Here is a 25,262-nt window from a genome sequence, read left to right on the forward strand (position 1 = left end):
GCGGCGGCCCTACGCCTTCCGGAAGTGCGGGATGACCTTCTCGCCCCACTGCCGCAGGGTCTCCAGGCAGGCCTCCTGGGGCACGGTCCCCATCTGGATCAGGCACATGATCTCGTCGGCCCCCGCCTCCCTCAGCCGCTCCGCGTACGCGATGGCCTCGTCCGCGCTCCCGTAGGCGTGGTCGGCGTTGAAGGTGGCCGTGGACGTGGGCCGCACCGGGATGTCCAGCTCGTGCAGCCGGGCCACCACCTGCTCGGCGGCCTTGCGCATCTCCGCCTCCTCGTCGGCGCCCGCAACCACCGCCTCGTCGGGAACGCCCGCGCCGCCGTACCAGTGGCCGATGGACTGCGCGAAGAACCGCTGCCCCCGGACGCCGATCCGGCGGGCCTCCTCCGGGTCGTCGAGCACGATGGTCGGGCAGAGCACCGAGAAGTGGTCGTTGACCACGGTGGAGACGAAGCGGCCGCCGTCCCGGCCGGCTATCGCGCCGTCGTACACGGCCCGCATCCGCGCGATGGACTCCGGCCCGGCGAAGCCCATCACCAGCGCCCCCACGCCCAGCTCGGCGGCCTGCACCAGCGTTTCGCCCCGGCTGCACGCCAGGAACAGCGGCGGGTGCGGTGTCTGACTGGGCCTCGGCAGGATCGGATGCGGATCGATGTCGATGAGCTCCCCGTGATACTCCAGCTCCTCCCCCTGCCAGGCCTTCCCGATGATCCGCAGCGCCTCCTCCACCTCTGCCGTGGTGCGGTCCTTGTCCACCCCGCACAGCGAGGTCTCCTGGGCGGTCCCGCCGCGGCCCGCGCCGAGGTCGACGCGTCCGCCGGACAGCAGGTCGAGCATCGCGGCCCGCTCGGCGACCCGCACGGGGTGGTTGAAGTTGAAGGGCATGCACACGACTCCGTGGCCGATGCGTATGGTGTTCGTCCGGGCCGCGACGAAACTCAGAAAAATTTCCGGGGCGGACATGTGGGCGTACCACTTAAGCGAGTGGTGCTCGACGGCCCAGATCCGGTCGAATCCCATCTGTTCGGCGAGCACCGCCTGCTCGACGCAGTCACGGATGACCTGGTGCTCGCGCTCCACGGTCGGGTCGGCCAACTGCGCCTCGAAGATGACGGAGAACTTCACTTATGCCTCCAGGGTTGCGTCCCGTACCCGGTCTCACTTCAATTAGAAATATGACTAGTAGTCAGAAGCCGAAGAAGCAAGAGCTACCGCCGACCGCATGGGCCGTACTGGGTCTGCTCTCCTTCCCCGGCGAGCGGACCGGCTACGAACTGAAGAAGTGGGCGGACTCCTCCCTCCGCTTCTTCTACTGGTCTCCGGCGATCAGCCAGATCTACGCCGAGCTGCGCCGCCTGGAGGAACTCGGCTACGCGGCGTCCGTGCGCTCGGGGCCCGAGGAGGCCCGGGCCAAGCGCCGCTACGGCATCACCCCCGCCGGGCGCGAGGCGCTGGCCGGCTGGGCCGCCGACTCCTCCGAGGCCGGCCCCCCGGTGCTCAAGCACGGGCTGCTGCTGCGGGTCTGGCTCGGGCACCTGGCGGAGCCCGAACTGCTGCGGCGGATGGTGACGGAGCACCTGGAGCGCACCACGGGCGAACTGGCCGCCGTACGGGAGGCCATGGCGCACGCGGCCGAGGAGCCGGACTGGGCGTTCCCCACCCTGGCGCTGCGCTGGAGCGAGCGGCAGCACCTGGCCGAGCTGGAACTGACCCGGACCCTGCTGGCGGACCTGGCGGAGCTGCCCGGCGCGGCCCACGCGGCGGAGCGGGCCGACCCGGCCCACCCGGCCGACCCGGTCCAGCAGGAACGTCAAGGCAGCGGGGACGCGCCCACGCCCGGGTGACGCGGCGGACCCCGCCGCGGGCTCCGGAGCCCGCGCAGGCCCGGCGGGAGGCGGCAGGCGAGCGTTTCGGAGGCCTTGCACGGACGGTCTCATCGCCCGCGCGGCGCACTAGCATGCGTCCTCACCGCGCGCGGCCGGTCGGGACACCGCGACCGCGCGGGGAGCCGCCGTCGACGGAAGCGAGAGAACCTTGACTTTCCTCACCATCGGTCACCGCGGGGTCATGGGTGTCGAACCGGAGAACACCATGCGGTCCTTCGTCCGCGCGGAACGCTCCGGCATGGACGTCATCGCCCTCGACCTACGACTCAGCAAGGACGGCACCCTCGTCGTCCTGCACGACGCCGAAGTGGACCGGACCACCGACGGCTCGGGAGCCGTCACCGACCTGACCCTGGCCGAACTGCGCGGACTGGATGCCGGGTACGGCCAGCACGTGCCCGTCCTGGAGGAGGTCCTGGACGCGGTCCGGGCGCCGCTCCAGGTCCAGGTGCACGACCTGGGCGTCGCCACGGCGCTGGCGGAGCTGCTGCTCGGCCGCGATCTGACCGGGCGGGTGGAGGTGGCCTCGTTCCGCGACGAGGTACTCGGCGAGACGAGCCGGCTGGTGCCGGGCGTACGGACCGCGCTCTACGCCGACCAGAGCGCGGCGGACGCCGAGGCGACCGTCGGCCGGGCCGTGGACGCGGGTGTGCAGACGCTCGCCCTCAACATCCGCCACCTCACCCTGAACACCGTGGAGTCGGCGCACGAGGCCGGGCTCCGGGTGATCGGCTGGACGGTCAACTGCCTGGACCATCTGCGCCTGGCGCGCGCGCTCGGACTCGACGGCGTGGTCACCGACTTCCCGGAGATCCGCTCCACGGGCCGCTTCACCGCCTGAAGCGCTGACGCGTCCCCGGACTACAGCGACTTGACCAGCAGCTCGAAGGCCAGGTCGTCACGGAGCGGGACGCCGAAGCGCTCGTCCCCGTAGGGGAAGGGGCTCATCTCGCCGGTGCGCTCGTAGCCGCGGCGCACGTAGTAGGCGATGAGCTCCTCCCGTACGTTGACCACGGTCATCCGCATCTCCTTGGCCTCCCACTGCTCGCGGGCGCGGCGCTCCGCCTCGGCCATGACCTCTTTGCCGAGGCCGCCGCCCTGCAGTCCGGGGCGGACCGCGAACATCCCGAAGTAGACGTGGTCCCCCCGGTGTTCGAGGTGGCAGCAGGAGACGAGCTCGCCCGCGCGCTCCGCGACGAGCAGCATGCCGTCGGGGTGCGCGACGATCCCCGCGACGCCCGCCTCGTCGGTGCGCTGACCGTCCAGGAAGTCGGCCTCGGTGGTCCACCCGGCGCGGCTCGCGTCCCCCCTGTAGGCCGACTCGACGAGTTCCACCAGTGCCGGGACGTCGGCCTCCACGGCGGTGCGGAAGGTCAGGGCCTGGGGGTCGGCGCTCGGCATCGAGGGCTCCGTTCTTCGGGACTGCATGTCCGGAAACGACATGTCCGGGTGCGGTACGAGGTGCCGTGTACGGCACACAGAGACTATCCCCGGGCGGCGTGCGGGCCGTGCGACGGGGGCATCTCTTCCGGTGAAGCCGACTGAAGCCGACGAACCGGGAGGTTCCGCCGTGCACGGTTCCACCATGTCTCTCTCCTCCTCCGTCTCCGCCTGGCTGCTCGTCCTGCTCTGCGCGACGAGCGGCGCGTACTGCCTTCGGCGGGCCGGCAGATCCGGCGCCGGTTCGGCTGCCGCCGGAGAGGCGGTGATGGGGTTCGGCATGGCCCTGATGGCGGTGCCCCTGGGTCTGGGAGGCGACTGGCAGGCCCCGGTGCTCGGCGCCGTCTTCTGCGGCGCGGCGCTGCACGCGCTCTGGCTGCTGCGCGGGGGCCTGCACCACGCGCACCATCTGGTGGGCTCGCTGACCATGGTCTACATGGCGCTGGCGGCATGGACGGGCGCCGCGTCGGGAGCCGCGTCGGGAGCCGGTCACGGCGGGGGCGCCGGCCACGGGCACGGCGGCGGGCTGCCGTTGGTGACCGGGCTGCTGCTCGTCTACTACGCCGGGTACGTGGTGCTGGGCGGGGCCCGGCTGGTCACGGCGGGCGGCGCCGGGGCGCACTCCGACGCCCCTGCCGCGTCCCCCACCGGACCGGCGGAGGTGATCCGGGCCTGCCGACTGACCATGGGGATGGGCATGTTGGCGATGCTGCTGATGATGTGAGGCTGCGGGCGCCCGGAGGAAGGCGTACGGGCAAACGTGTGCTGCGTCACCCTTCACCGCACGCCTACCCGCAGGTAGGCGTGCGCTCATAGGCTGGGCCCATGATGGTCCCCGCCGCTCTCCTGCTGCTCGGCGTCCTGACCGCGATGCTCGCACCCCGGGTGCTGGCCCGGGCCCAATGGCCCGAGCGTGAACCCGTCGTGGCCCTGTGGGCCTGGCAGTGCGTGGTGGGCGCCGTGCTCCTGTGCTTCGCGCTGTCGATGCTGTTGAGCGCGGCCGGCGCCTGGCAGGCGGTCCGGGGGCGACTGTTCGCGCCCGCCCCGCACCGGGTGGTCGACGCGTACGCGCTCGGCGCCGCGGGCGGCGCCTGGGCCATCGCGACCGCCCTCGTACTGGCGGGCGGCGGGCTGTGGACCGGCGCGATGCTGACCCGGGAGGTCCTGCGGGCCCGTTCCCGGCGGCGGACGCAGGGCGCCGAACTGCTCCTCCAGGCCCCGCTGCTGCCCGGGGAGGAGACCACCGGGGCCCGGCTCGTCGTACTGGAGGGGCAGCGACCCGACAGCTGGTGGCTGCCGGGTCCGGCCCCGCGGCTGGTGGTCACGACGGCGGCGCTGGGCCGGCTCAAGGGCAGCCAGCTGGACGCCGTGCTGGCGCACGAACAGGGTCACGCCGCGGCCCGGCACGACTGGCTGCTGCACTGCTCGCGGGCACTGTCCCGGGGGTTCCCGCAGGTCCCGGTCTTCGACGCGTTCGAAGCGGAGATGCACCGGCTGGTGGAGCTGGCCGCCGACGACGTGGCCTCCCGGCGGTACGGGCGCCTCACCATCGCCCTGGCCCTGGTCGGGCTGAACGAGGACCGCGGGGTCTTCGGCCAGTACTCCGATCCGCAGGCGCACGTCCCGCAGCGGGTGCGCAGACTGCTCTCGGCCGCACCACGGCTCTCGGCGGGACACCGGATGCGGCTGACGGCCCTGGCGACACTGGCTCCGGCGATCCCCCTGCTGGTCGCGTTCGGACCGGGACTGAGCGCGCTGGTCCAGGCTGCCAGCGACTGACGCAGGGCGTCAGTAATCGCGTGCCCCGGGGCCGGGCCGGCTGAGATACTCCGCGCCGTGACCACTGACCACGGCTCCGGCCCGTCCCTGACCGTCGGCGGGGGCGACACCGAGCTCAACGACCGATTGACCGAGGCGCTGATCGCCTTCAACAGCGCCGCCACGGGCGCTCCCGACCGAGGCACGTTCTCGATCAAGGTCACCGACGAAGCAGGCGGGCTGGTCGGCGGGTTGACCGCACGCACCTGGGGCGGCCTCTGCGACATCGACCTGCTGTGGGTTCGCGAGGAGAGCCGCAAGGACGGCTGGGGCAGCAGGATCCTGCTGGCGGCCGAGACGGAGGCGCGGCGCCGCGGTTGCGATCGTCTCTCCGTCTCCTCGTTCACGTTCCAGGCCCCCGACTTCTATCGACGCCACGGGTATGCCGAGACCGGCCGGACCCCGGGCGTCCCCGGCGGGCACGCGGTCGTGCACCTGTTCAAGTCGCTGACCGGAGCAATGCCGTCCCGCCAGTCGTAGGAGTGCTGTTCACAGCCACGGTGCGAGGATCGGCGCATGCGCAGCGATCACTTGCGGGGGCGGACCGGAGGCGGGAGCCGGGGCCGGGGCGGTACGCGGGCCGTGGGCGTGGGCGCTGCGGTGGCGGCCGCCGGTTTGACCCTGCTGGTCGTGGCCGGCTGGCGGCCGCTCGTGGCCTTCGACCGGCGGGTCGTGCGGGGGATGCACGCCCACGCCGTCGCCCACCCCTCGGTGACCCACGTGATGCGGGTGCTCACCGACTGGTTCTGGGATCCGTGGACCATGCGGGCCCTGGTCGCGGCGGCCTGTCTCTGGCTGTGGCGGCGGGGCCGGGGCTGCTGCGCGGTTCGGATCGCGCTCCTCACCCTCACGGCCTCCGCGGTGCAGCAGGGGCTGAAGGCGCTGGTGGGGCGGGAGCGTCCGGTATGGCCGGATCCGGTCGACTCCGCGCAGTACGCCGCCTACCCGTCCGGCCACGCCATGACGGCGACGGTGGTCTGCGGCCTGCTGCTGTGGCTGGTCCCCCGCGGGGCCCCGCGCCGGTACGCGTACCCGGCCCGGGCGCTCGTCGCGGTCTCGGTCCTCGGGGTCGGCTTCACCCGGCTCTACCTAGGGGTCCACTGGCCCACGGACGTCCTGGCGGGCTGGCTGCTGGGAGTGGCCCTGGTGGCCCTCGGGACCGCTGTCACCCTCGGGACCTCTGTGACTCTCAGGGCTGCTGCGGCCCCCGGGGCTGCTGTGGCCCTCGCGGCGCCGACCGCTGCCGGTGGGGCCTGCCCTGGGCGATCCCCCGTTTCACCCAGGGCAGACTTTCCCGCGCGCTGAGTATATTGGCTCTGAGCCAGTCAACGCAGGAGCAAGCATGTCCCCGCGCAGCGCATCGGTCAATGAAGAATTGCGGAGACGTTCCCGGGAGCGGTTGTTGCAGGCCACGGTCGAACTCGTGGCCGAGCGCGGGTACGAAGCCACCAAGCTCGGCGACATCGCCGACCGGGCGGGCGCGGCCCGCGGCCTCGTGTCCTACTACTTCCCCGGCAAACGCCAACTGCTCCAGTCCGCCGTGCACCGGTTGATGCACCTGACCCTGGAAGCCGCGCTGGAGCGGCAGCCGCACACCGAGGACGGCCGCGAGCGGCTCGCCCGCGCCATCGACGCGATCCTCGGGCTGGCCCGGGACCAGCCGCGGCTGATGCGGACCCACATGGCGGGCATCCTCCAGGCGGAGGGCTTCGTACAGTGCGCCGAGCAGCAGCGGCTCGCGGAACTGCTGCGGGACACCGTCGTGCGGTACGGCTCCGCGGAGGTGGACACCGACTACCCGCTGTTGCGGGCGCTGCTGATGGGCGCGGTGGTCGCGGTGCTGCTGCCGGGGGCGCCGATGCCGGCGGCGCGGCTGCGGGCCGAGCTCTTCCAGCGGTACGGGCTCGACTGGGAGCTCGGGGTCCCGCCGGAGGGCGGACCGCCCGGCGGAACGTTTCCCTCTCCCCCGGTGGCCCCCACCGGCCCCCGATAGGCCCCTCACGCCCCTCAGTGGCCCCACCGGTCCCCGGATGCCCGCCAGGGCTGCCGGTCCCGGGCGCCCGGTGTCATGCTGGGAGCACCTGCGTGAGGAGCTCCGCCGTGCTTCGTATCGCCGTCGTCGGTTCGGGCCCCAGCGGGGTCTACGCCGCCCAGACGCTCGTCCAGCAGCGCGAGGTCCCGGGCGTGCGGGTCGACGTACTGGACCGGCTGCCGGCCCCCTACGGGCTCGTCCGGTACGGGGTGGCCCCCGACCACGAGAAGATCAAGTCGCTCCAGGGCAGTCTGCGGACCGTACTGGAGGACGAGCGCATCCGGTTCTTCGGCAACGTCGAGGTCGGCGGCCCGGGACTGTCCACCGCCCGGCTGCTGGAGCTGTACCACGCGGTGGTCTACTGCGTCGGCGCGGCCCGGGACCGGCTGCTCGGCATCCCCGGCGAGGACCTCGCCGGCGTCCACTCCGCGACGGCGTTCGTGGCCTGGTACAGCGGTCATCCGGACGCGGCCGCCGAGGCCTTCGGCCTGCCGGGAGTCGATTCGGCGATCGTGATCGGCGCGGGCAACGTCGCCGTGGACGTGACGCGGATCCTGGCCCGGGGCGTACCGGAGCTGGCTCCCACCGACATGCCGCAGCCGGCCCTGGGCGCACTGGGCGCCAGCGGGGTGCGCGAGGTGCGGATGGTGGCCCGGCGCGGGCCCTCGCAGGGGAAGTTCACCACCAAGGAGCTGCGCGAACTGGGCACGCTCCCGGGGGTGGCGGCCGTGGCGGACCCGGCGGAGCTGGGCCTGGATCCGGCGTACGCCGACCCGGGCGCGGCCCTGCCCGCGGTGAACCGCCGCAATGTGGAGGTCCTGCGCGGCTGGGCGGAAGCCGGCCCCGCTCCGACCGGAGGCGGCGCGCACCGGCGCATCGAGCTGCGCTTCTTCCTGCGCCCCGTGGAAGTGCTCGGAGGTCCGGGCGGCCGGGTCGCCGCAATGCGGTTCGAGCGGACGGCCCCCGACGGCCGGGGCGGGGTCACCGGCACCGGGGTCTACGAGGACCTCCCGGCGCAGTTGGTGCTGCGCTCGGTGGGGTACCAGGGGGTTCCGCTGCCCGGCCTGCCCTTCGACGAGCGCACCGGAACGGTCCCGCACGCGGCGGGCCGGGTGCTGCGCGCGGGCCGCGCCTCGGTCGGCGAGTACGTGGCGGGCTGGATCAAGCGCGGCCCGACCGGGGTGATCGGCACCAACCGGCCGTGCGCCAAGGAGACGGCCTCGTCGCTGCTCCAGGACGCGGGGACGCTGGCCCGGCGCGAGCTGCCGCAGGACCCGCTGGAGGCGTTGCGCGCTGCGGGGCTGCGGCCGGTGGAGTGGCCGGGGTGGCTGGCCATCGAGACGGCGGAGGCGGAGCTCGGCCGCTCCCTGGGCCGGCGCTCCGTCAAGATCCCCGACTGGGCGGGCCTGCTGGCCGCGGCTGACGGCTCCGGCTGAGCCGGAGCGCCGGCCGGTACGCGGCCCGGCCCGGCCCGGCTCGATCCCCGCATCGGCCCGGCCGGCTCGATCCCCGTCCCGACCCGGCCGGCAGGCCGCGCGCCTCAGCCCGAGAGCCGTGCCTCCTCGGCCGCAGCGGCCGCGAGGATGCGGTCGAGGAGACCGGGGAAGAGCGCCTCCAGATCGGCCCGGCGCAGTTCGTTCATCTTGGCCGTGCCCTGGTAGGCCTGGCGGACGACGCCGCTCTCGCGCAGGACGCGGAAGTGGTGCGTGCAGGTCGACTTGGTGACGGGCAGTGCGAAGGCGGAGCAGGGCTGCTCCACGTCCGAGGCCGCCAATTCCCGGACCACGGACAGCCGCATCGGGTCGGACAGCGCGTGCAGGACGCTCTCGAGCCGGATTTCGCCGAGCTCGGGATGGTCAAGGACGCGGACGTTGGCCGTATCCGTCACGTTCTCTCCCTCACTGGGCTGGTTTCCGGCGAAGCTGCGCTGCCCATCGTAGAACACGCCTCGTACGATCCCGCGTTCACCAGGCGCGGGCGTACTGGCCCGGTGCCGGGGCCGTCGCACCCAGTTCCGCGGCGGCGCGCCGGGCCCAGTACGGGTCGCGGAGCAGCTCGCGGCCGAGGAGGATCGCGTCGGCCTCCCCGTTGGCCAGGATCTTCTCGGCCTGCTCCGGCTCGGTGATCAGGCCCACGGCGGCCACCGGGAGGCCGGTCTCCGCCTTGACGCGGGCGGCGAAGGGCACCTGGAAGCCGGGGCCGACCGGGATGTCGGCGTGCGGGGCGAGGCCTCCGGTGGAGACGTCGAGCAGGTCCACCCCGTGCTCCTCGAGCAGTCCGGCCAGCCGGACCGTCTCGTCCGCGGTCCAGCCCGCTTCCTCCAGCCAGTCCGTGGCGGAGATCCGGAAGAACAGCGGCAGTTCCTCGGGCCACACCGTGCGGACGGCGTCGACGACTTCGAGGGCGAAGCGGGCGCGGTTCTCGAAGGAGCCGCCGTAGGTGTCGGTGCGCCGGTTGCTGTGGGGGGAGAGGAATTCGCCGATGAGGTAGCCGTGCGCGCCGTGGATCTCGACCACTTGGTAGCCGGCCTCCCGTGCGCGTCCGGCGGCGGCCGCGAACTCGTCGACGATCCCGTGGATCTCATCGACCGTCAGCTCGTGCGGAACCGGATCGCCTTCGCGGAAGGGCAGCGCGCTCGGCGCGCTGGGCAGCCAGCCGTGCGGCGCCTGCGGGTCGATCACCCGGCCGCCCTTCCAGGGGCTCTCGGTCGAGGCCTTGCGGCCGGCGTGCGCGATCTGGATTCCGGCGACGGTCCCTTGGGCCTTCATGAAGGCGACGATCGGGCGGAGCGCCTCCACTTGGGCGTCGTTCCAGATGCCGAGGTCGTACGGGGAGATCCGGCCCTCCGGGGAGATCGCGGTGGCCTCCTGGATGATCAGGCCGGCGCCGCCGACCGCGCGGGCGGCGTAGTGCGCGAAGTGCCACTCGCCCGGGGCGCCCGCGGCGGGGCCGTCGGGTTCGGCGCTGTACTGGCACATCGGGGCCATCCACACCCGGTTCGGGATGGTGACGGAGCGCAGGGTCCAGGGCGCGAACAGGGCGGCGAACTCGGCCGGGACGGCGGCGGCAGTACTCACGAGGACTCTCCAGTGATCACGGACGGTCACAGGCGGGCGCCGGGCAGCCACCCGGGGTCCGCAGGCTGGTACGTGAAAAACCATACTACGGATTAGCTCGTACTAAGAAGCCTCTCGTACAACCGACTGGCGCAGCCAGCCGTCGGCGCGGCGCGGCGGGGCCGTTGTCAGCGGCCGGGTGCAGACTGGCTCGAAAGCCGCCGTATAGGGACAACGACGTCCGGAGGTATCGGCCATGACCGACGTGCTACTGCTCGCGGGAACCCGTAAGGGACTGTTCATCGGCCGTCGGGGCACCGACGGCACATGGGCGTTCGACGGGCCGCACTTCAACGCCCAGGCGGTCTCCGCCGTCGCCGTCGACCGGCGCGGCCCCGCGCCCCGGCTGCTGGTCGGCGGGGACAGCTCGCACTGGGGGCCCTCCGTCTTCACCTCCGACGACCTGGGCGCCACCTGGAACGAGCCCGCCGCGGCGGCCGTGAAGTTCCCCCAGGACACCGGAGCCTCCCTGGAGCGGGTCTGGCAGCTGCACCCGGCCGGACCCGAGGCCCCGGACGTGGTCTACGCGGGGACCGAGCCGGCCGCGCTGTTCCGCTCGACCGACCGCGGCGAGTCCTTCGAGCTGGTGCGGCCGCTGTGGGAGCACCCGAGCCGGGACAAGTGGGTCCCGGGCGGCGGCGGCGAGGGCCTGCACACGGTGGTCACCGACCCGGCCGACCCGGACCTGGTCACAGTGGCGGTCTCCACCGCCGGGGTGTTCCGGACCCGGGACGGCGGGGCCAGCTGGACCCCGTCCAACAGCGGGGTCTCGGCGGTGTTCCTGCCCGATCCGAATCCCGAGTTCGGCCAGTGCGTGCACAAGATCGCCCAGGACGCGGGGAACCCGGACCGGCTGTACCTGCAGAACCACTGGGGCGTCTACCGCAGCGACGACGCCGGGACCCGCTGGACGGACATCGGCGCCGGCCTGCCCTCGGACTTCGGCTTCGCGGTGGCCGCCCATCCGCACCGGCCGGACACGGCCTACGTCTTCCCCCTCAACGCCGACTCCGACCGGGTCCCGGCGGAGCACCGGTGCCGGGTCTTCCGGACCCGGGACGCGGGCGCGAGCTGGGAGCCCCTGGCCAAGGGCCTGCCGGACGGGGACCACTACGGCACGGTGCTGCGCGACGCGCTCTGCACGGACGACGCGGACCCGGCCGGGATCTACTTCGGCAACCGCAACGGCGAGCTCTACGCGAGCCACGACGACGGGGACAGCTGGCAACTGCTGGCCGAGCACCTGCCGGACGTGCTGTGCGTACGGGCGGCGGTCCTCCCGTGATCCGTTGAGCCAGTAGAGTGACCGACCGTGGCAGCACGACCGTTGAACGAGATCGTCGAGCCGGGCTGGGCCCGCGCTCTGGAGCCGGTGGCGGCGCAGATCGCCGCGATGGGCGACTTCCTGCGCGCCGAGATCGCGGCGGGGAGAACGTACGTCCCGGCCGGGCCGAACGTCCTGCGCGCGTTCCAGCAGCCCTTCGACGAGGTGAAGGTACTGATCGTCGGGCAGGACCCGTACCCCACACCGGGGCACGCGATGGGCCTGTCCTTCTCGGTGGCCCCCGAGGTCAGCCCGTGGCCGCCCAGCCTGGACAACGTCTTCCGCGAGCTCCACGCCGACCTGGGGACGGGCAAGCCGGCCAACGGGGACCTGACCCCGTGGACCCGGCAGGGCGTCCTGCTCCTGAACCGCTCGCTCACCACGGCCCCCCGCAAGCCCAATGCCCACCGGGGCAAGGGCTGGGAGGCCGTCACCGAGCAGGCGATCCGGGCGCTGGCTGCGCGCGGCACACCGCTGGTCTCGGTGCTGTGGGGACGCGAGGCCCGCAACCTGCGGCCGCTGCTGGGCGAGTTGCCGGCCGTGGAGTCGGTGCACCCCTCCCCCATGTCCGCGGACAACGGATTCTTCGGTTCCAGGCCCTTCAGCAGGGTCAACGACCTGCTGGTCCGCCAGGGCGCGCAGCCGGTGGACTGGCGGCTCCCCGCAGCTGGTTGACCACCCGGGGCAACCGATCGGTTGAACCGTATATGACATTCCGCGGATAAATACGGACAGATGCCGCCCGAGAAGGCCCTGCCCGAACACCCGGTTCCGATAAGCCAGTAGCATGCGGCGCCATGAGCTCCCCCACTGGGCCCGCAAATGGCCTGCCCGTACGAATGCCGCGACCCCGCCAGACCGGGCGGCACCGCCGGCCCGAGCCCGCGGTGGCGCCCGAGGGCGCGCCCGCGCTGGTGCTCGCCGTGCCCGGTGCCCCTTCGGCCTCCTCTCGGAGCCTCGCGGAAGAGATCGTCAGCATCGGCCGCTCCGAGCTGCCCGGCCTGGATGCCCGCGTGGGCTTCCTCGACGGGGACGACTCGACCGAGTTCCCGTCCCTGTCGGGCGTGCTGACCGCCGTCGCGCGGGACCGCGCCGCGCGCGCGGAGTTCGCCCGCGCCGCCGGGCACGAGGTACCGGCCCCGACCGGCCCCGACGCCGTGGTCGTGCCCCTGCTGGCCGGACCCGACGGGGACCTGCTGCGGCGCGTGCGCCAGGCGCTGATGGACTCCTCCGCCGCCGCCGAGCTGGCCGACCCGCTCGGTCCGCACCCGCTGCTGGCCGAGGCCCTGCACGTGCGGCTCTCCGAGGCGGGGCTGGCCCGCGCCGACCGCGCCCGGCTCTTCAGCGTCACCACGGCCGCCGACGGCATCGTCCTGGTCACCACGGGCGGCGAGGAGGCCGTCAGGGCCGCCGGGATCACCGGCATGCTGCTGGCCGCCCGCCTCGCGGTGCCGGTGATGGCCGCCGCGCTGGACGAGGAGGGCTCGGTGGCCGCGACCGCCGAGCAGCTGCGCCGCGAGGGCTCGACCCAGCTGGCGCTGGCCCCCTACCTGGTCGGCCCGGAGGCTGCCGAGGGGCTCCTCGACACCGCCTGCAAGGAGGCCGACTGCAGCTCCGCCGAGGTGCTCGGCGCGTACCCGGCGCTCGGCAAGCTGGCCGTCGCCCAGTACTCCGCCGCCCTCGGCATCCCGCAGGGCGCCGCCTCCCACTGACCCCTCCCGCTCATACCCGTACGTACGAGAGCCCGTGCCCCTGGAATCCGGGGCACGGGCTCTCGTACGTACGGGTCGGCGCAGGCCGAAGAGGCTCAGCCGAAGACCACGCAGGTGGCGGCGGGCACGGCCAGCGAACCGGCCCGGCGCGGCTGGCCGGTCAGCGGGTCCACGTCGAACCAGGTGACGTCCCCGGAGCGCTCGTTGGCCGCGTACAGCCGGTGGCCCGAAGGATCGGCGGCGAGGTCGCGCGGCCAGTTCCCCCCGCACGGCACCGAGCCGGTGAGCTGCGGCTTCTCGGGGCCGGCGGCGAGCGAGAAGGTGGCGATGGTGTCGGCGCCGCGGACGGCCGCCCACACGAAGCGGCCGTCGGGCGAGGCGACGATCGCCGAGGGATACGCCTCCGGAGTCCCTGGAGCGCCCTTGGGGGCCACCGGAACCTCGGCGACCGGTTCCAGTTCGCCCGACCCGGCGTTCCAGCGGCAGACGGTCAGCTGCGGATCCAGCTCGTGCAGTACGTAGACCACCTCGCCCGAGGGGTGGAAGGCGAGGTGTCGGGGGCCGGTCCCGGCGCGCAGCGCGGTCTCGGCGTGGACGCGCAGGGCACCGGTGGCCGGGTCGAGCACGCAGACCCGTACCGAGTCGGTGCCGAGGTCCACGCTGAGCACCCAGCGGCCGCTGGGGTCGGGCAGCACCTGGTGGGCGTGCGGTCCTTCCTGCCGGCCGGCGTCGGGGCCGGAGCCGTGGTGCGCGAGTACGGACGCGGGCCCGCCGGCGGCGCTGATGGCCCCGTCGGCGGCGAGCGGGAGGCTGCTGACGCTGCCGGAGGTGTAGTTGGCCGTCAGGAGCCGGCGCCCGGACACGCTGAGGTGGGTGGGGCCGGAGCCCCCGACCCGGGCCGCCGGGCCGAGGGCGCTCAGCCCCTCGGCGGTGGGCCGGAAGGCGCCCACCGCCCCGCGCTCGGTCTCGCTCACCGCGTAGAGCACGTCGGTGCGGCGGTCGTGGGCGAGGTACGAGGGGTCCTCGACGGCCTTGGTCGCCGAGAGCGCGGTCAGTGCCCCGGTGGCCGGATCCACGGTCGCGGTGGTGATCCCGCGGCCGCCCCCCGAGGTGAACGAGCCGATCCAGGCCCGGTGTCCGCCGCCGGGGACCGTACGGTCCGTACCGCCCACACCACTGTCCGCTTCGCCCACGGGAGGCCCCTCTCGGCTGCTTTCGGATCGTCCGGGAGCGACGTTAACAGAAGGGTCTAGACCAAGTCCCGCCCCTGGGCCCGTTCCTGCGCGCCGGGATGGTGGACGTACGCGGTCGCGCTCGGCCGGTCCTCGTACGTCCGGTGGAAGACGGGGGTCGCCGAGCCGGAGATCGGCGGCACGATCCAGGACCAGTCCGCGCCCACGTCCCGCCCCTTGCGCTCCTCCTTCTCCATGTGGGTCAGGAAGCGCCGGGACTCCGTGTGGTGGTCGGCGATGGTGACCTTGGCCCGGTCGAAGGAGTGCAGTACCGCCCGGTTGAGCTCGACGAGCGCCCGGTCCTTCCAGAGCGATCGGTCGCTGGCGGTGTCGAGTCCCATGCGGCGGGCGACGGCGGGCAGGAGGTTGTAGCGGTCGGTGTCGGCGAGGTTGCGGGCGCCGATCTCGGTACCCATGTACCAGCCGTTGAAGGGCGCGGCCGGGTAGTGGATGCCGCCGATCTCCAGGCACATGTTGGAGATGGCGGGCACCGCGTGCCAGCGCAGTCCCCAGTCCGTCCAGCCGTCGCCGCCCCGCGCTCCGTCGGGGTGCTCGATGGGCACCTCCAGCACGGCGTCCGCGGGGACGTCGAACCAGCGGGGTTTGTCGTCGACGCCCTGGACCACCAGCGGGAGGAGGTCGAAGGGGGTGCCGGGGCCGCGGGACCAGCCGAGTGCGAGCAGCGCGCTGGTGAGCGGGGCGTTGCGGGCGTCGCCGACGGTTATGGAGTGGTGGTCCCCGTATCCGGCGTACCGGATCAGCTGCTCGCTCCAGATCAGCGGGCCGGGGCGGTCCGGGGCGTCGGGGGCGAAGACCGTGATGGTGGGCCGGACCCGGCCGCCGTTGGTCGCCTCCCGCAGGTGCTCGAAGCACTCGGCGGCGATCTCGTCGGAGTCGGTGAGCCCGCGGCGGTCGCGGACGCGCAGCGAGTTCCAGTAGAGCCTGCCTATGCAGCGGTTGCTGTTGCGCCAGGCCACGCGGGCACCGTGCACGAGCTCCTCGGGGGTGTGCCGGTAGGTGCCCGTCTCGGCGAGCTCGGCCCGCACGGCGGCGAGCCGCGCCCGCGGATCACCGGCGTCCGGATTCTCCCTGTGGAACAGACGGATGAACTCCTCGGCCGCTTCCCACACTTGAGCGGTGGTGGAGCGCTGTTGAAGTATTTCCATTCCGGGCGGTTACCCCCAGTCCGACCAGATCCACCCCGCACGGCACCGATTCGGCCATGCCGGATGAATGTGCAATGAACAATCACCCGTTGTACACGCCGCAGGTCAGCGGCGCGTGGGAGGCGCGCCCGGAACACTCCTCCGTGTGATCTTCATCCATCGGCCTGCGCGCGGGACTTGGCGCGGCGTACCATCCGCGGCCAGATCAGGCGCTGATGACCAGCGGGGCCCGCGGGTGGGTGCGCAGCGGTACGTGCAGGGCGACCAACGCGTGCTCCAGGCCGTGCAGATGGGCCAGGGCCGGCTCGCCCGCATGCGGGCGCGGTACGGGCGCGGCCGCCGGTTCCGGGGCTCCGTGCGGGGTGGTCAGCGTCTCCACGGCCGCCTCCACCCGCCAGCAGGCGGCGGCGAGCCGGGCATCGTGCGAGGCCTGCGGGTCGGCGGCGACGGCCACCAGTCCGCGCACCTCGCGGGCGCAGTCGTCGAGCAGTCCGAGGACCTGGCGGGCCCGCGCCTTGCGGGCGCGCAGCGGGCTCAGCGGGTGGACGAGGGGCGCGAGCGCCATCCGCACCCGGCCCAGCAGCAGTTCGAGCTCGGCGGCGTGCGGGGCCGGATCGGCGTCGGGGTCCCCGGCGAGCCGGTCGAGGGAGGCTGCGGTGGAAGCCCGTACGCAGTGCAGGGCGCGCTGGATCCAGGCGTCGTTGGCGGCGTGCGTGGTGACGGGCAGCAGGAGTACGACGGCGAGCGCGGCGCCGAGGGCGCCGACGGCGGTCTCCTCGAAGCGCAGGAGCAGCAGGCCGGGGTGGAGCACGCCGAGGAGCCCGTAGAGCAGACCCGCCATGACGGTGACGAAGAACATCATCCAGGAGTACGACGGGGCGGCCGTGTAGAAGATCCCGAAGACGCATACGGCGACCAGCGCGGCCGTGGGTGCGGGGGCCCCGTGCAGCGGCACGGCGATCAGCAGTCCGGCGGCGATGCCGACGACCGTGCCGAGGACCCGGCGGAAGCCCCGGACCAGGGTCTCGCCCCGCGAGGCGGTGTTGACGAAGATCCACCAGGCGGTGCCGACGGCCCAGTACCAGCGGTCCTCGGACAGCACCTGGCCGATGCCGAGCGCGAAGGCGCAGGCTGCGGTGGCCTGGAAGGCCTGCCGGGTGGTGGGCCGGGCCAGCCCCGTGCCGGGCAGTCCGGGCGGCGCGGCGGCGGGCGGGGTGCGCCGCTCGATGGGCCAGAACAGGAAGCGGACGGACCCGGCGGACAGCAGAGCCAGCCCGACGGCCATGTACAGCTCGGGGAGCTGGGCGGGCTGCGCGTGCAGGAACTGGGTGACGAAGAACATCATGAATCCGAAGATCCCCAGGGCGTGTCCGCGCGGGCCGAAACGGCGGGCGTAGACCCCGGCGAAGACCACCGCGAGGAAGGCCGCGTCGCGGGCGAGCGGGACCCCGTGCAGGGTGGTGGCCAGCGTCAGCACCGGGAAGCCGGCGACCGGCAGCAGGGCGGTGGTCACCCGCTGGGCCCGCACGGTCGAGTCGAGCACCGTGAAGAGCACGAGCAGAGCCGCCAGTCCCCCGGTGATCGACGCGACGAGCGAGAGCCCGCACAGTTCGGCCACCGCCACGGCGAGCCCGACGCCGACGACGGCACGAGCCGAGTTCCTGAGCCTTGCACGCCCCGGGTCCGGAGCCACGAACATCCTCTTCACGGCGGTGTGCCGCCCCCCTTGCAGTGGTGCGCACCGACCCGGCGGCCGCCCGGGGGTGGTGGGCGGCGTACGGGCACGGCGAAGGCGCCGCGCTCCGGATCCGGCTTCGTTGCCGGCCGGCGCTGCGCGGCGCCGAAAGTACATGGATACGACACAGATAAGCACCTGTGGGGGCAATGGCTCAACCGAGCTCCCCAAGGCTGGGCCATTGGCACAGTTCAGACCTGCGATCTTCGGCCACAGGGGGCCAACGGGCCGACACCGCGGGATCCTGCCGTCCACCTAAAGAAAAACCCAAGGCCTTCAAGAAACCCCCAAGGCCTTCAACAAGCCGTTGACGGGTGCGTGACGCGACCCTAGGTTCCCTCAATGCGGAATAAATATTCCGGATTATGGAAGTCGCTGTTCGGGTCGGCTGTCCACGTCGTCGTCCCCTCCCAGCCCCACGGGCACGGTCCCCCACCGCTGCCCACCCACGGCGCCCCCGACCCAGAGAGACCCGGATGCCTACCACGCTCGACACGGGCAACACCGCATGGCTGATGGCGAGCACCGCCATGGTCCTGCTCATGACCCCCGGCCTCGCCTTCTTCTACGGCGGCATGGTCAAGACCAAACACGTCCTGGTCATGCTGAAGATGAGCTTCGTCTGCCTGGCCCTCGTCACCCTGCTGTGGCTGGCCATCGGCTACAGCCTGGCCTTCGGCAAGGACGTCGGCGGCCTCGGCCTCATCGGCACGCCGGAGCACTGGATGATGCACGACGTGGGGATGACGAGCCTCTGGGGCACCACCGGCATCCCCACCGTGATCTTCTCCGCCTTCCAGATGGCGTTCGCCATCATCACCGTGGCGCTGATCAGCGGATCCATAGCCGGACGCGCCACCATGCGCGGCTGGCTCTCGTTCGTGGTGGCGTGGACGCTGCTGGTCTACGTGCCGATGGCGCACTGGGTGTTCGCCCCGGACGGATGGGTCATCGCCCACCTGGGGGCACTGGACTTCGCGGGCGGCCTCCCGGTCGAGATCAACTCCGGCGCGGCCGGCCTCGCCGTGGCGATCGTGGTCCGCAAGCGCAAGGACTTCGAGCGGGAGGCCATTCGCCCGCACAATCTGCCGCTGGTCGTGATCGGCCTCGCCCTGCTCTGGTTCGGCTGGTTCGGCTTCAACGCCGGTTCCGCCCTGCAGACCGGCGGCACCGCCCCGATGGCCTTCTTCAACACCCAGCTCGCCGCCGCCGGCGCGATGGTGGGCTGGCCGCTGATCGAGAAGTGGAAGCTCGGACACGTCGAAATGCTGGGCGTCGCCGGCGCAGCCGTGGCCGGCATGGTGGCGATCACCCCGTCCTGCGGTGAGATCTCCCCGGCCGGCGCCCTGGCGGTCGGCTTCATGGCCGGTGTGGTCTGCGCCTTCGCGATCAACTTCAAGTACAAGCTGCGCTACGACGACACCCTGGACGTGGTCGGGGTGCACGGCTTCGGCGGCATCGTGGGCACCCTGGCCATCGGCCTGTTCGCCACCAGCCAGATGAGCGGCAAGAAGGGCCTGTTCTACGGGGGCGGCGGCGACCTGCTCTGGCGCCAGGCCGTCGCGGTCCTGGCCTGCGCGCTGTTCTCCTTCTCGGCGACCTGGCTGATCGCCAAGGTGATCGAGAAGACCATCGGCTTCCGCGCCGACGAGGAGTACGAGCACGTCCCCGGCCAGGAGGAGGAGCAGGCCTACGACGACGAGACCATCGCCGAGATCCGCTCCCGCCTGATCCAGGCCCGGGTCCCGGTGGCCGTGGGCGCCGACCAGCGGGAGGCGGATTCCGCCGCAGCCGACCATCAGCTGCTCGCCGAACTGCGCGAGGTGCTGGAGCGACGGGAGAACGAGAAGTGACTCCCGTTCTGGCTCCCGCTCTGGCTCCCCTTCTGGCCGCCGGCCCGGTGGATTCGGGCAACTCCGCCTGGCTGATGATGGCGTCCGCCATGGTGCTGCTGATGGCACCGGGCGTGGCGTTCTTCTACGGCGGCATGGTGAAGACCAGCCAGGTCATCGCGATGCTCAAGATGTGCTTCCTGTGCCTGGTGGTCGTGACCATCGTCTGGTTCTCGGTCGGCTACACCCTCGCGTTCGGCCCGGACGCCGGCGGGCACGGGCTGATCGGCGGACTGGACCATCTGTTCATGACCGGCGTCGGCATGGACAGCACCACCGACGGGGTCCCCACCGTCATCTTCTCGGTCTTCCACATGTCGTTCGCCATCGTGACCGTCGCCCTGATCAGCGGTTCGGTCGCCGGGCGGGCGACGATGAAGGGCTGGATGGCCTTCGTCGGCGCCTGGACCCTGCTGGTCTACATTCCGATGGCGCACTGGGTGTTCTCGCCCGAGGGCTGGGTCAGCAAGCAGGTCGGGGCGGTCGACTTCTCCGGCGGCACGGTCGTCGAACTGAGCTCCGGCGCGGCCGGACTCGCCCTGGCCCTCGTGGCGGGCAAGCGGCAGGACTTCGAGCGCACGAAGATCCGTCCGCACAACCTCCCGCTGGTCGTGATCGGCCTCGCCCTGCTGTGGTTCGGCTGGTTCGGCTTCAACACCGGCTCGTCGCTGGGCACCCCGGGCGCGGCGGCGATGGGCGTCATGAACACCCAGCTGGCGGCCGGCGCCGCCATGGCCGGCTGGGCGGTGACCGTCTACCTGCGCACCCGCAAGGTCGGGCTGCTCGACATGTCCATGGGCGCGGTCACCGGCATGGTCGCGACGACCCCGCTGGCTGGCGGCGTCAGCATGGCGTGGGCCGCGATCATCGGCTTCCTGGCCGGTCTGACCTGCGCGTTCGCGATCAGCTGGAAGTACCGCTTCGGCGTGGACGACACCCTGGACGTGGTCGGCATCCACGGCTGGGGCGGCCTGTTCGGCATGCTGATGGTCGGCCTCGCGGCGACCGGCGCGATGACCGGCAAGAAGGGCGTGTTCTACGGGGGCGGCTGGGACCTGCTGGGCAAGCAGCTGGTGGCCGTACTGGTGCTCGGCCTCTTCTCGTTCGGGATGACCGCGCTCATCGGCAAGGTCGTCGACCTCACCCTCGGCCTGCGCCAGCCGGGCGGCGCCGAGGAGCACGAGCAGGTCTACCAGAACGACTGGGACGACCAGTTCAAGGAGATCGTCGACGCACTGCGCGGGGCCGACGAACCCGCCGGCCGGTCCGGCGCGGAGGCGGACGCGAGCGCCCTCCTCGATCAGGTCCGGCGCACGCTGGCCGCCCGTCCCGAGCAGACCGGGCAGACCCACCAGTCCGGGCACGACAAGGACTGAGCCACCGGCCGAACCGGACGCATGAAAGGACGGGCCCCGCCACTGGATGGCGGGGCTCCGTCCTTTCGTGGCTTCCAACAAAGGGGAATCTCCCACTCCAAAGGATTGACTGAATTTTCAGTTAGGGAGAGGATGCGGGCACATCGCCATCCCCCACCCTCACAAGGGAGCCCCATGGCCCAGCCCGTTCCGTCCCGTCGCACCCTGCTCAAGGCCGGTGCGGCGGCCCTGCCCCTGATGGCGGCCGGCTCGGTCCTGTCCGCGCCCGCGTTCGCGGCGGACACCGCCTCCGCCGCCGCGCTGCGGCTGCCCCTGGAGAGCGACGTACACACCCGTACCTTCATGGCCTGGCCGGCGCTGTCCTCGATCTGGCCCGGCCGGCTCTCCGGGGTGCGCCGGGACATCGCCAACGTCGCGTACGCGATCTCGCGCTTCGAGCCCGTCGTGATCCTCGCCCGTCCCGAGCTGGCCGCCGATGCCAGGTACGCCTGCGGAAACGGCGCCGTCCACGGCATCGAGGTCATCGAGATAGCCAACGACGACCTGTGGATCCGCGACTTCGGCCCCACCTTCGTCGTGGGCCCCGGCGCGATCGCCGGCGTGGACACCAACTTCAACGGCTGGGGCAAGACCGGCACGACCTACTACCAGCCCTTCGCCAACGACGCCGCGGCCGCCGCGACCCTCCTCGGTCAGTACGGTGTCAACCGGATCCAGGCCCCGTTCGTGGGCGAGGGCGGCTCCCTGGAGACCGACGGCCAGGGCACCCTGCTGGCCACCGTCAGCTCGCTCGTGAACGACAACCGCAACCCGGGCAGGACCCAGGCGCAGGTCGAGGAGGCGCTGAAGTCCTCGCTCGGGATCGACAAGGTCATCTGGGTCCCCGGCCTCGCGGGCGCGGACATCACGGACTGCCACATCGACTGCCTGGCCCGCTTCACCGCGCCCGGCCAGGTCATCCTGGACAAGCCCGGTCCCCGCGCCGACCCCAAGTGGGTCGCGGTCTACGAGGAGACCAAGCGGATCCTGCAGGGCGCCACCGACGCCCAGGGCCGGCCGCTGGCCATCACCGAGCTCCCCGGCCCCGACCGCACCCAAATCCGCGGCAAGGGCACGGAGTTCCTCTCCAGCTACACCAACTACTACACCGTGAACGGGGCCGTTCTCGTTCCCCAGTTCGGCGACCCCTTCGCCGACGGCATGGCCTACACGATCCTGCAGGCCAAGTACCCCGGCCGCGACATCGTCCAGCTCGACATCGACAACATCGCCTACGGAGGCGGCGGCATCCACTGCTCCACCCAGTCCCAGCCCGCCGTACCCGCCGTCTGAGAACGGGACGGACGAAGGGAAGGAGGATGTCGCACCGGCTCCCCGGAGCGACATCCTCCGCCCGTCGCGCGGCGCCCCGGGTGATCCGTGAGGCGCTGACCAACATCCTCGAACACGCCGCGGGGGGCGGCCGTAGGAGTGTCCGTCCGCACCGACTCCCCACACCACGAGGTTCCTGCTGTGATACGCGTTCTCCTTGCCGACGACCAGGAACTGGTCCGCGCCGGAATCAGGCTGGTCCTCGAACACGCCGTCGACATCGAGGTGGTGGCCGAGGCCTCGGACGGCCACGAGGCGCTGCACCTGGCCGTCGAACACCGGGTCGACGTCGCGATGCTCGACATCCGGATGCCGGGCACCGACGGCCTCGACGCGGCGGAGCGGATCGCCGCCCGGGCCCCTTCGGTCCGTGTCCTCATGCTGACCACCTTCGGCGAGCACGCCTACGTGGAGCGGGCGTTGCGGGCCGGGGCCGCGGGGTTCCTGCTCAAGGACAGCACCCCTCAGGAACTCATCCAGGCCGTCCGCACGGTCGCGGGCGGTGCGCCGATCGTGTCCCCGCAGATCACCCGGCACCTCATCGACCAGTACCTCGGCAGCCACGAGGGCCCGGCCGACCCGCGGCTCGGCCTGATCGCCGATCTCACCGGCCGCGAACTCGACGTGCTCGCCATGGTCGCCACCGGCGCCTCCAACGCGGAGATCGGCAAGCAACTGCACCTCGGAGAAGGCACGATCAAGGCGTACGTGAGCCGGATGCTGACCAAACTGAGCTGCGCCAACCGGGTCCAGGCGGCCGTCCTGGCCCACGGCGCCGGGCTCGCACCCGGCCGGTGATCCGCTGGGTTCAGCGTCCGGTGGAGCTCGCGGACGGCCCTTCCGCGCCCCGGTGTTGGCCAGCGGGCGCCTCACCGGAGCCTTCCGGTCCGGTCGTCTGCCGCGGCGGCGGCGCCCCGGCGGCGCTCACGGCCAGGAACGCACCGGCTGCCCCGGCGACGACGATCTTGGCCACCAGTGCGGTCCAGCGCATCAGTGCCTCCTCAGGGGTGTGGTCATGGCTACGGGTGCGGTCGCGGTCATCAGGCCGTGCCCGGTGACGTTCTGGATCTGGAGCCCCGGGCGCGCATTGACCTCGAGGATCAGCGGCCCCCGGTCGGCGTCGACGACTATGTCCGCGCCCAGGTAGCGAAGGCCCGTCGCGCCCGCGCACCGGCGCGCCGCGTCGAGCACCTGCGGCCAGTGCGGCACGGCCCTGCCGATCAGGAGTTCGCCGGTGTCGGGGTGGGTCTCGGTCGGCTCCTTTCCGACGAGCGCGTGGGTGATCCGCCCGGTGGCCAGGTCGACGGCGGCGCCGATGGCCTTCTGGTGCAGGTTGGCCCGGCCGCCGCTGAAGCGGGTAGGCAAACGGAGCATCGCCAGCTGCGGCCGGTCGCCGAGGCAGATCACCCGGATGTCGGGGAGCCCCTGGTGGGAGAGGCGCGCGAGGTCCGGATGGGCCCGGATCAGTGGTTCGAACATCGCCCAGTCGGTGGGGCGCGGGGAGAACTCCCCGTCCAGGATGCGCCGCAGCTGCTCGGCGACCACCGCCCGGGCGATCCTCTTGCCGGAGGAGGAGTGCCATTGCCTTCGCCGTCTGCCGAAGGCGAGCAGGATGCCGTTGCCGCCCAGGCTCTGGTTCGGTTTCAGCGCCCAGCAGTCGGGCAGGGCGTCCCAGTCCAGTGCGGCGATCTCCCGGCGGGAGCGCAGCAGGGCCAGCGTGGGTGAGGTGGGCGCGCCGACGGACTCCAGCACCGCTTTGGTGGCGTACTTGTCGTTGACCAGCCGGATGGCGGCCGAGGGATTGTGTTCGGCGATCCGGGCGTTGCGCAGGTTCATGCCCATCACCGGATCCCAGCCGCGGAACCGGTTCACGCGGCGACGTCCTGGGCTTTGGCCGCCGGTGCGAACCTGAAGAGTTCGCTCAGCCGCAGCCCGCAGTAGGTTCCCACGATCGCCGTCCATACGGCGCAGACGAGCGCCAACTGCAGCGGTACGGCTTCCGCGAGGTGGCGTACGTGCGGGGTGAGCAGGAGCAGCGCGACGAGTACGGCGGTGCCCATGGTCAGTGCGGCGCCGACGCCGGCGGACCGGATGCCGTCGAGGTCCCACTGCTCCCACAGCCGTTCGGTGATGATCGCGGTGACGACGACCGGGAGGGACATGCCCCACGCGTCGGAGAGCCCGAAGCCCCCCAGGGTGAGCTGAGCGGCGATCAGTCCCGAGGTGACCACGGCGATGAGCACTCCGAGGCGGGCGACGCGCGGCAGGTGCAGGCGGCGCAGCAGGGGCTGCATGGAGAAGCCGAAGGCGAACATCAGCAGGGTCAGCGGTACGCCCAGGAGCAGGCCGGACTGCGCGTACGCGAGGGCCAGCAGGACCGGGCTGAAGGTGCCCAGGGTGTTCAGCCCGACGACGACGCGGAACAGGACGATCAGGAGGGCCGCCAGGGGAAGCAGCGCCATCATCGAGACGGGGTCGATGGCCGGTGCCTTGGTGAACAGGATCCGCAGGGCGGACGGCGCGGTGGCCGCGTCGGGCTGGGTCAGCAGCCGCTTGCCCACGGCCACGTGGAGTCCCTGGACGTCCTGGCGGCCCAGGAGCACGGGGGTCTCGCGCTTGGACCGGTTGTTGACGTTGGTCTTGGCCGTGAAGGTCCGGCCGGCCAGGTGCATCGTGGAGTCGACCACGGGGCGTTCCTCGCGGCCGAGGGCCGAGCCGACGGTGACCCGGGGGGCCTTGGCGAGGTCGAAGCCGAGGTCCTTGGCCAGCGCCGTGTCCATCGAGGACGCGGACGCACCCGTGTCGATCATGGCGAGGACATCGGCCGTCCTGCCGTTCGGTCCGCTGATGCGGACCATCTCCCGCTCCCCGATCACCTCCGACGAGCACGTCAGCGCACGGTCCGGGGTGCTGAGCACACCGAGCAGGAGCAGGCCCAGGGCCGCCACGGCCGCGAGGACCTTGAAGAGCACCGGCGCCTTCCTGCGCCCGCCTCGGTGCACCGCGGAGGGCGGCCGGTCGGTGTCGTCCACGTTTGCTTGGTCTTTTCGCAGGTCATACACATGGCCAGCTTCGAGGAACGGCAACGGCGCGCAGTAGTAACGATCGGCCCGGGAGGGGCAACGAAAGTTATGCGGACCCGGCTACGGGGCTACG

The 25,262-nt window shown here is 72.4% G+C and carries 25 protein-coding genes; 15 read left to right on the forward strand and 10 right to left on the reverse strand.

All coding sequences use genetic code 11. The annotated features are described in order from the left end of the window. Window positions 1-9 precede the first annotated feature (9 nt). The gene (locus OG490_RS05025; protein WP_330295068.1) at window positions 10-1,131 is read right to left on the reverse strand and encodes an LLM class flavin-dependent oxidoreductase; all 1,122 of its coding nucleotides are present in this window, start codon (window positions 1,129-1,131) and stop codon (window positions 10-12) included. A gap of 50 nt (window positions 1,132-1,181) precedes the next feature. Between OG490_RS05025 and OG490_RS05030 the strand changes: the two genes are divergently transcribed. Beyond that, a complete protein-coding gene (locus OG490_RS05030; RefSeq protein WP_330295069.1) occupies window positions 1,182-1,850 on the forward strand; it encodes a PadR family transcriptional regulator in 669 nt (222 codons plus the stop codon). 190 nt (window positions 1,851-2,040) lie between these two features. Then, window positions 2,041-2,733, forward strand: a complete 693-nt coding sequence (locus OG490_RS05035) for a glycerophosphodiester phosphodiesterase (protein ID WP_330295070.1) — start codon at window positions 2,041-2,043, stop codon at window positions 2,731-2,733. A gap of 20 nt (window positions 2,734-2,753) precedes the next feature. Here OG490_RS05035 and OG490_RS05040 read toward each other — a convergent pair whose 3' ends face one another. After that, window positions 2,754-3,293 (reverse strand): GNAT family N-acetyltransferase, encoded by a 540-nt coding sequence (locus OG490_RS05040; RefSeq protein WP_330295071.1) that lies wholly within the window; start codon window positions 3,291-3,293, stop codon window positions 2,754-2,756. A 184-nt stretch (window positions 3,294-3,477) separates the two neighbouring features. Between OG490_RS05040 and OG490_RS05045 the strand changes: the two genes are divergently transcribed. The 6 genes from OG490_RS05045 (at window position 3,478) to OG490_RS05070 (ending at window position 8,618) form a co-directional block, all read left to right on the forward strand. Continuing rightward, complete coding sequence (locus tag OG490_RS05045) at window positions 3,478-4,056, forward strand: DUF5134 domain-containing protein (RefSeq protein ID WP_330295072.1); 579 nt, start codon at window positions 3,478-3,480, stop codon at window positions 4,054-4,056. 101 nt (window positions 4,057-4,157) lie between these two features. Next, window positions 4,158-5,111 carry a M56 family metallopeptidase gene (locus OG490_RS05050; protein WP_330295073.1) on the forward strand — a complete coding sequence of 318 codons (954 nt, stop codon included), beginning with the start codon at window positions 4,158-4,160 and terminating at the stop codon, window positions 5,109-5,111. Between the two features lie 57 nt (window positions 5,112-5,168). After that, window positions 5,169-5,630, forward strand: a complete 462-nt coding sequence (locus OG490_RS05055) for a GNAT family N-acetyltransferase (RefSeq protein ID WP_330295074.1) — start codon at window positions 5,169-5,171, stop codon at window positions 5,628-5,630. Window positions 5,631-5,666: 36 nt separating this feature from the next. Further along, the gene (locus OG490_RS05060) at window positions 5,667-6,455 is read left to right on the forward strand and encodes a phosphatase PAP2 family protein (protein ID WP_330295075.1); all 789 of its coding nucleotides are present in this window, start codon (window positions 5,667-5,669) and stop codon (window positions 6,453-6,455) included. Window positions 6,456-6,492: 37 nt separating this feature from the next. Beyond that, entirely contained in the window at window positions 6,493-7,143 is a 651-nt protein-coding gene (locus OG490_RS05065; protein WP_330295076.1) for a TetR/AcrR family transcriptional regulator, read from the forward strand. Between the two features lie 107 nt (window positions 7,144-7,250). Further along, window positions 7,251-8,618 carry an FAD-dependent oxidoreductase gene (locus tag OG490_RS05070; protein ID WP_330295077.1) on the forward strand — a complete coding sequence of 456 codons (1,368 nt, stop codon included), beginning with the start codon at window positions 7,251-7,253 and terminating at the stop codon, window positions 8,616-8,618. A 104-nt stretch (window positions 8,619-8,722) separates the two neighbouring features. Here OG490_RS05070 and OG490_RS05075 read toward each other — a convergent pair whose 3' ends face one another. Together OG490_RS05075 and OG490_RS05080 are read right to left on the reverse strand one after the other, a co-directional pair. Beyond that, complete coding sequence (locus tag OG490_RS05075; RefSeq protein WP_330295078.1) at window positions 8,723-9,070, reverse strand: ArsR/SmtB family transcription factor; 348 nt, start codon at window positions 9,068-9,070, stop codon at window positions 8,723-8,725. 76 nt (window positions 9,071-9,146) lie between these two features. Then, window positions 9,147-10,259, reverse strand: a complete 1,113-nt coding sequence (locus OG490_RS05080) for an NADH:flavin oxidoreductase/NADH oxidase (RefSeq protein ID WP_330295079.1) — start codon at window positions 10,257-10,259, stop codon at window positions 9,147-9,149. Window positions 10,260-10,494: 235 nt separating this feature from the next. Between OG490_RS05080 and OG490_RS05085 the strand changes: the two genes are divergently transcribed. The 3 genes from OG490_RS05085 (at window position 10,495) to OG490_RS05095 (ending at window position 13,334) form a co-directional block, all read left to right on the forward strand. Further along, window positions 10,495-11,583, forward strand: a complete 1,089-nt coding sequence (locus OG490_RS05085; protein WP_330295080.1) for a WD40/YVTN/BNR-like repeat-containing protein — start codon at window positions 10,495-10,497, stop codon at window positions 11,581-11,583. A 27-nt stretch (window positions 11,584-11,610) separates the two neighbouring features. Further along, a complete protein-coding gene (locus tag OG490_RS05090; protein ID WP_330295081.1) occupies window positions 11,611-12,297 on the forward strand; it encodes a uracil-DNA glycosylase in 687 nt (228 codons plus the stop codon). Window positions 12,298-12,419: 122 nt separating this feature from the next. Beyond that, window positions 12,420-13,334, forward strand: coding sequence for a sirohydrochlorin chelatase (locus tag OG490_RS05095; protein ID WP_330295082.1), 915 nt, complete (start codon window positions 12,420-12,422; stop codon window positions 13,332-13,334). 95 nt (window positions 13,335-13,429) lie between these two features. Here OG490_RS05095 and OG490_RS05100 read toward each other — a convergent pair whose 3' ends face one another. The 3 genes from OG490_RS05100 to OG490_RS05110 all read right to left on the reverse strand — a co-directional run bounded on the left by OG490_RS05100 (window position 13,430) and on the right by OG490_RS05110 (window position 17,431). Next, entirely contained in the window at window positions 13,430-14,527 is a 1,098-nt protein-coding gene (locus OG490_RS05100; RefSeq protein ID WP_330295083.1) for a lactonase family protein, read from the reverse strand. 56 nt (window positions 14,528-14,583) lie between these two features. Then, window positions 14,584-15,732, reverse strand: a complete 1,149-nt coding sequence (locus OG490_RS05105) for a nitric oxide synthase oxygenase (RefSeq protein ID WP_330295084.1) — start codon at window positions 15,730-15,732, stop codon at window positions 14,584-14,586. A gap of 205 nt (window positions 15,733-15,937) precedes the next feature. Next, window positions 15,938-17,431 carry an FUSC family protein gene (locus OG490_RS05110; protein WP_330300781.1) on the reverse strand — a complete coding sequence of 498 codons (1,494 nt, stop codon included), beginning with the start codon at window positions 17,429-17,431 and terminating at the stop codon, window positions 15,938-15,940. A gap of 512 nt (window positions 17,432-17,943) precedes the next feature. Here OG490_RS05110 and OG490_RS05115 point away from each other — a divergent pair. The 4 genes from OG490_RS05115 to OG490_RS05130 all read left to right on the forward strand — a co-directional run bounded on the left by OG490_RS05115 (window position 17,944) and on the right by OG490_RS05130 (window position 22,904). Further along, window positions 17,944-19,320 (forward strand): ammonium transporter, encoded by a 1,377-nt coding sequence (locus OG490_RS05115; protein ID WP_330295085.1) that lies wholly within the window; start codon window positions 17,944-17,946, stop codon window positions 19,318-19,320. Further along, window positions 19,317-20,735: an ammonium transporter gene (locus OG490_RS05120; RefSeq protein ID WP_330295086.1), complete on the forward strand. Its 1,419-nt coding sequence runs from the start codon at window positions 19,317-19,319 to the stop codon at window positions 20,733-20,735. Before OG490_RS05115 ends, OG490_RS05120 begins: the two co-directional genes overlap by 4 nt. 174 nt (window positions 20,736-20,909) lie before the next feature. After that, on the forward strand, window positions 20,910-22,067 hold the full coding sequence (locus OG490_RS05125; RefSeq protein WP_330295087.1) for an agmatine deiminase family protein: 1,158 nt from the start codon (window positions 20,910-20,912) through the stop codon (window positions 22,065-22,067). A 180-nt stretch (window positions 22,068-22,247) separates the two neighbouring features. Then, complete coding sequence (locus tag OG490_RS05130; RefSeq protein WP_330295088.1) at window positions 22,248-22,904, forward strand: response regulator transcription factor; 657 nt, start codon at window positions 22,248-22,250, stop codon at window positions 22,902-22,904. Window positions 22,905-22,914: 10 nt separating this feature from the next. Here the strand turns inward: OG490_RS05130 and OG490_RS05135 are convergent, their stop codons facing one another. Genes OG490_RS05135 through OG490_RS05145 form a run of 3 tightly spaced genes read right to left on the reverse strand, consistent with a single transcriptional unit; the run spans window position 22,915 to window position 25,138 of the window. Further along, entirely contained in the window at window positions 22,915-23,097 is a 183-nt protein-coding gene (locus OG490_RS05135; RefSeq protein WP_330295089.1) for a hypothetical protein, read from the reverse strand. After that, window positions 23,097-23,978, reverse strand: a complete 882-nt coding sequence (locus tag OG490_RS05140) for a sugar-transfer associated ATP-grasp domain-containing protein (protein ID WP_330295090.1) — start codon at window positions 23,976-23,978, stop codon at window positions 23,097-23,099. The genes OG490_RS05135 and OG490_RS05140 overlap by 1 nt, the downstream gene beginning before the upstream one ends. Next, window positions 23,975-25,138 carry a 7TM domain-containing protein gene (locus tag OG490_RS05145; RefSeq protein WP_330295091.1) on the reverse strand — a complete coding sequence of 388 codons (1,164 nt, stop codon included), beginning with the start codon at window positions 25,136-25,138 and terminating at the stop codon, window positions 23,975-23,977. Before OG490_RS05145 ends, OG490_RS05140 begins: the two co-directional genes overlap by 4 nt. Window positions 25,139-25,262 lie beyond the last annotated feature (124 nt).

This window comes from Streptomyces sp. NBC_00503 (assembly GCF_036346895.1).
Classification (GTDB): Bacteria; Actinomycetota; Actinomycetes; order Streptomycetales; family Streptomycetaceae; genus Streptomyces.

Coding starts and splice junctions, on each gene's coding strand:
- OG490_RS05030 (WP_330295069.1), top strand. CDS start 1,182: ATGACTAGTAGTCAGAAGCCGAAGAAGCAAGAGCTACCGCCGACCGCA.
- OG490_RS05040 (WP_330295071.1), bottom strand. CDS start 3,293: ATGCCGAGCGCCGACCCCCAGGCCCTGACCTTCCGCACCGCCGTGGAG.
- OG490_RS05045 (WP_330295072.1), top strand. CDS start 3,478: ATGTCTCTCTCCTCCTCCGTCTCCGCCTGGCTGCTCGTCCTGCTCTGC.
- OG490_RS05050 (WP_330295073.1), top strand. CDS start 4,158: ATGATGGTCCCCGCCGCTCTCCTGCTGCTCGGCGTCCTGACCGCGATG.
- OG490_RS05060 (WP_330295075.1), top strand. CDS start 5,667: ATGCGCAGCGATCACTTGCGGGGGCGGACCGGAGGCGGGAGCCGGGGC.
- OG490_RS05065 (WP_330295076.1), top strand. CDS start 6,493: ATGTCCCCGCGCAGCGCATCGGTCAATGAAGAATTGCGGAGACGTTCC.
- OG490_RS05085 (WP_330295080.1), top strand. CDS start 10,495: ATGACCGACGTGCTACTGCTCGCGGGAACCCGTAAGGGACTGTTCATC.
- OG490_RS05095 (WP_330295082.1), top strand. CDS start 12,420: ATGAGCTCCCCCACTGGGCCCGCAAATGGCCTGCCCGTACGAATGCCG.
- OG490_RS05105 (WP_330295084.1), bottom strand. CDS start 15,732: ATGGAAATACTTCAACAGCGCTCCACCACCGCTCAAGTGTGGGAAGCG.
- OG490_RS05110 (WP_330300781.1), bottom strand. CDS start 17,431: ATGTTCGTGGCTCCGGACCCGGGGCGTGCAAGGCTCAGGAACTCGGCT.
- OG490_RS05115 (WP_330295085.1), top strand. CDS start 17,944: ATGCCTACCACGCTCGACACGGGCAACACCGCATGGCTGATGGCGAGC.
- OG490_RS05125 (WP_330295087.1), top strand. CDS start 20,910: ATGGCCCAGCCCGTTCCGTCCCGTCGCACCCTGCTCAAGGCCGGTGCG.
- OG490_RS05135 (WP_330295089.1), bottom strand. CDS start 23,097: ATGCGCTGGACCGCACTGGTGGCCAAGATCGTCGTCGCCGGGGCAGCC.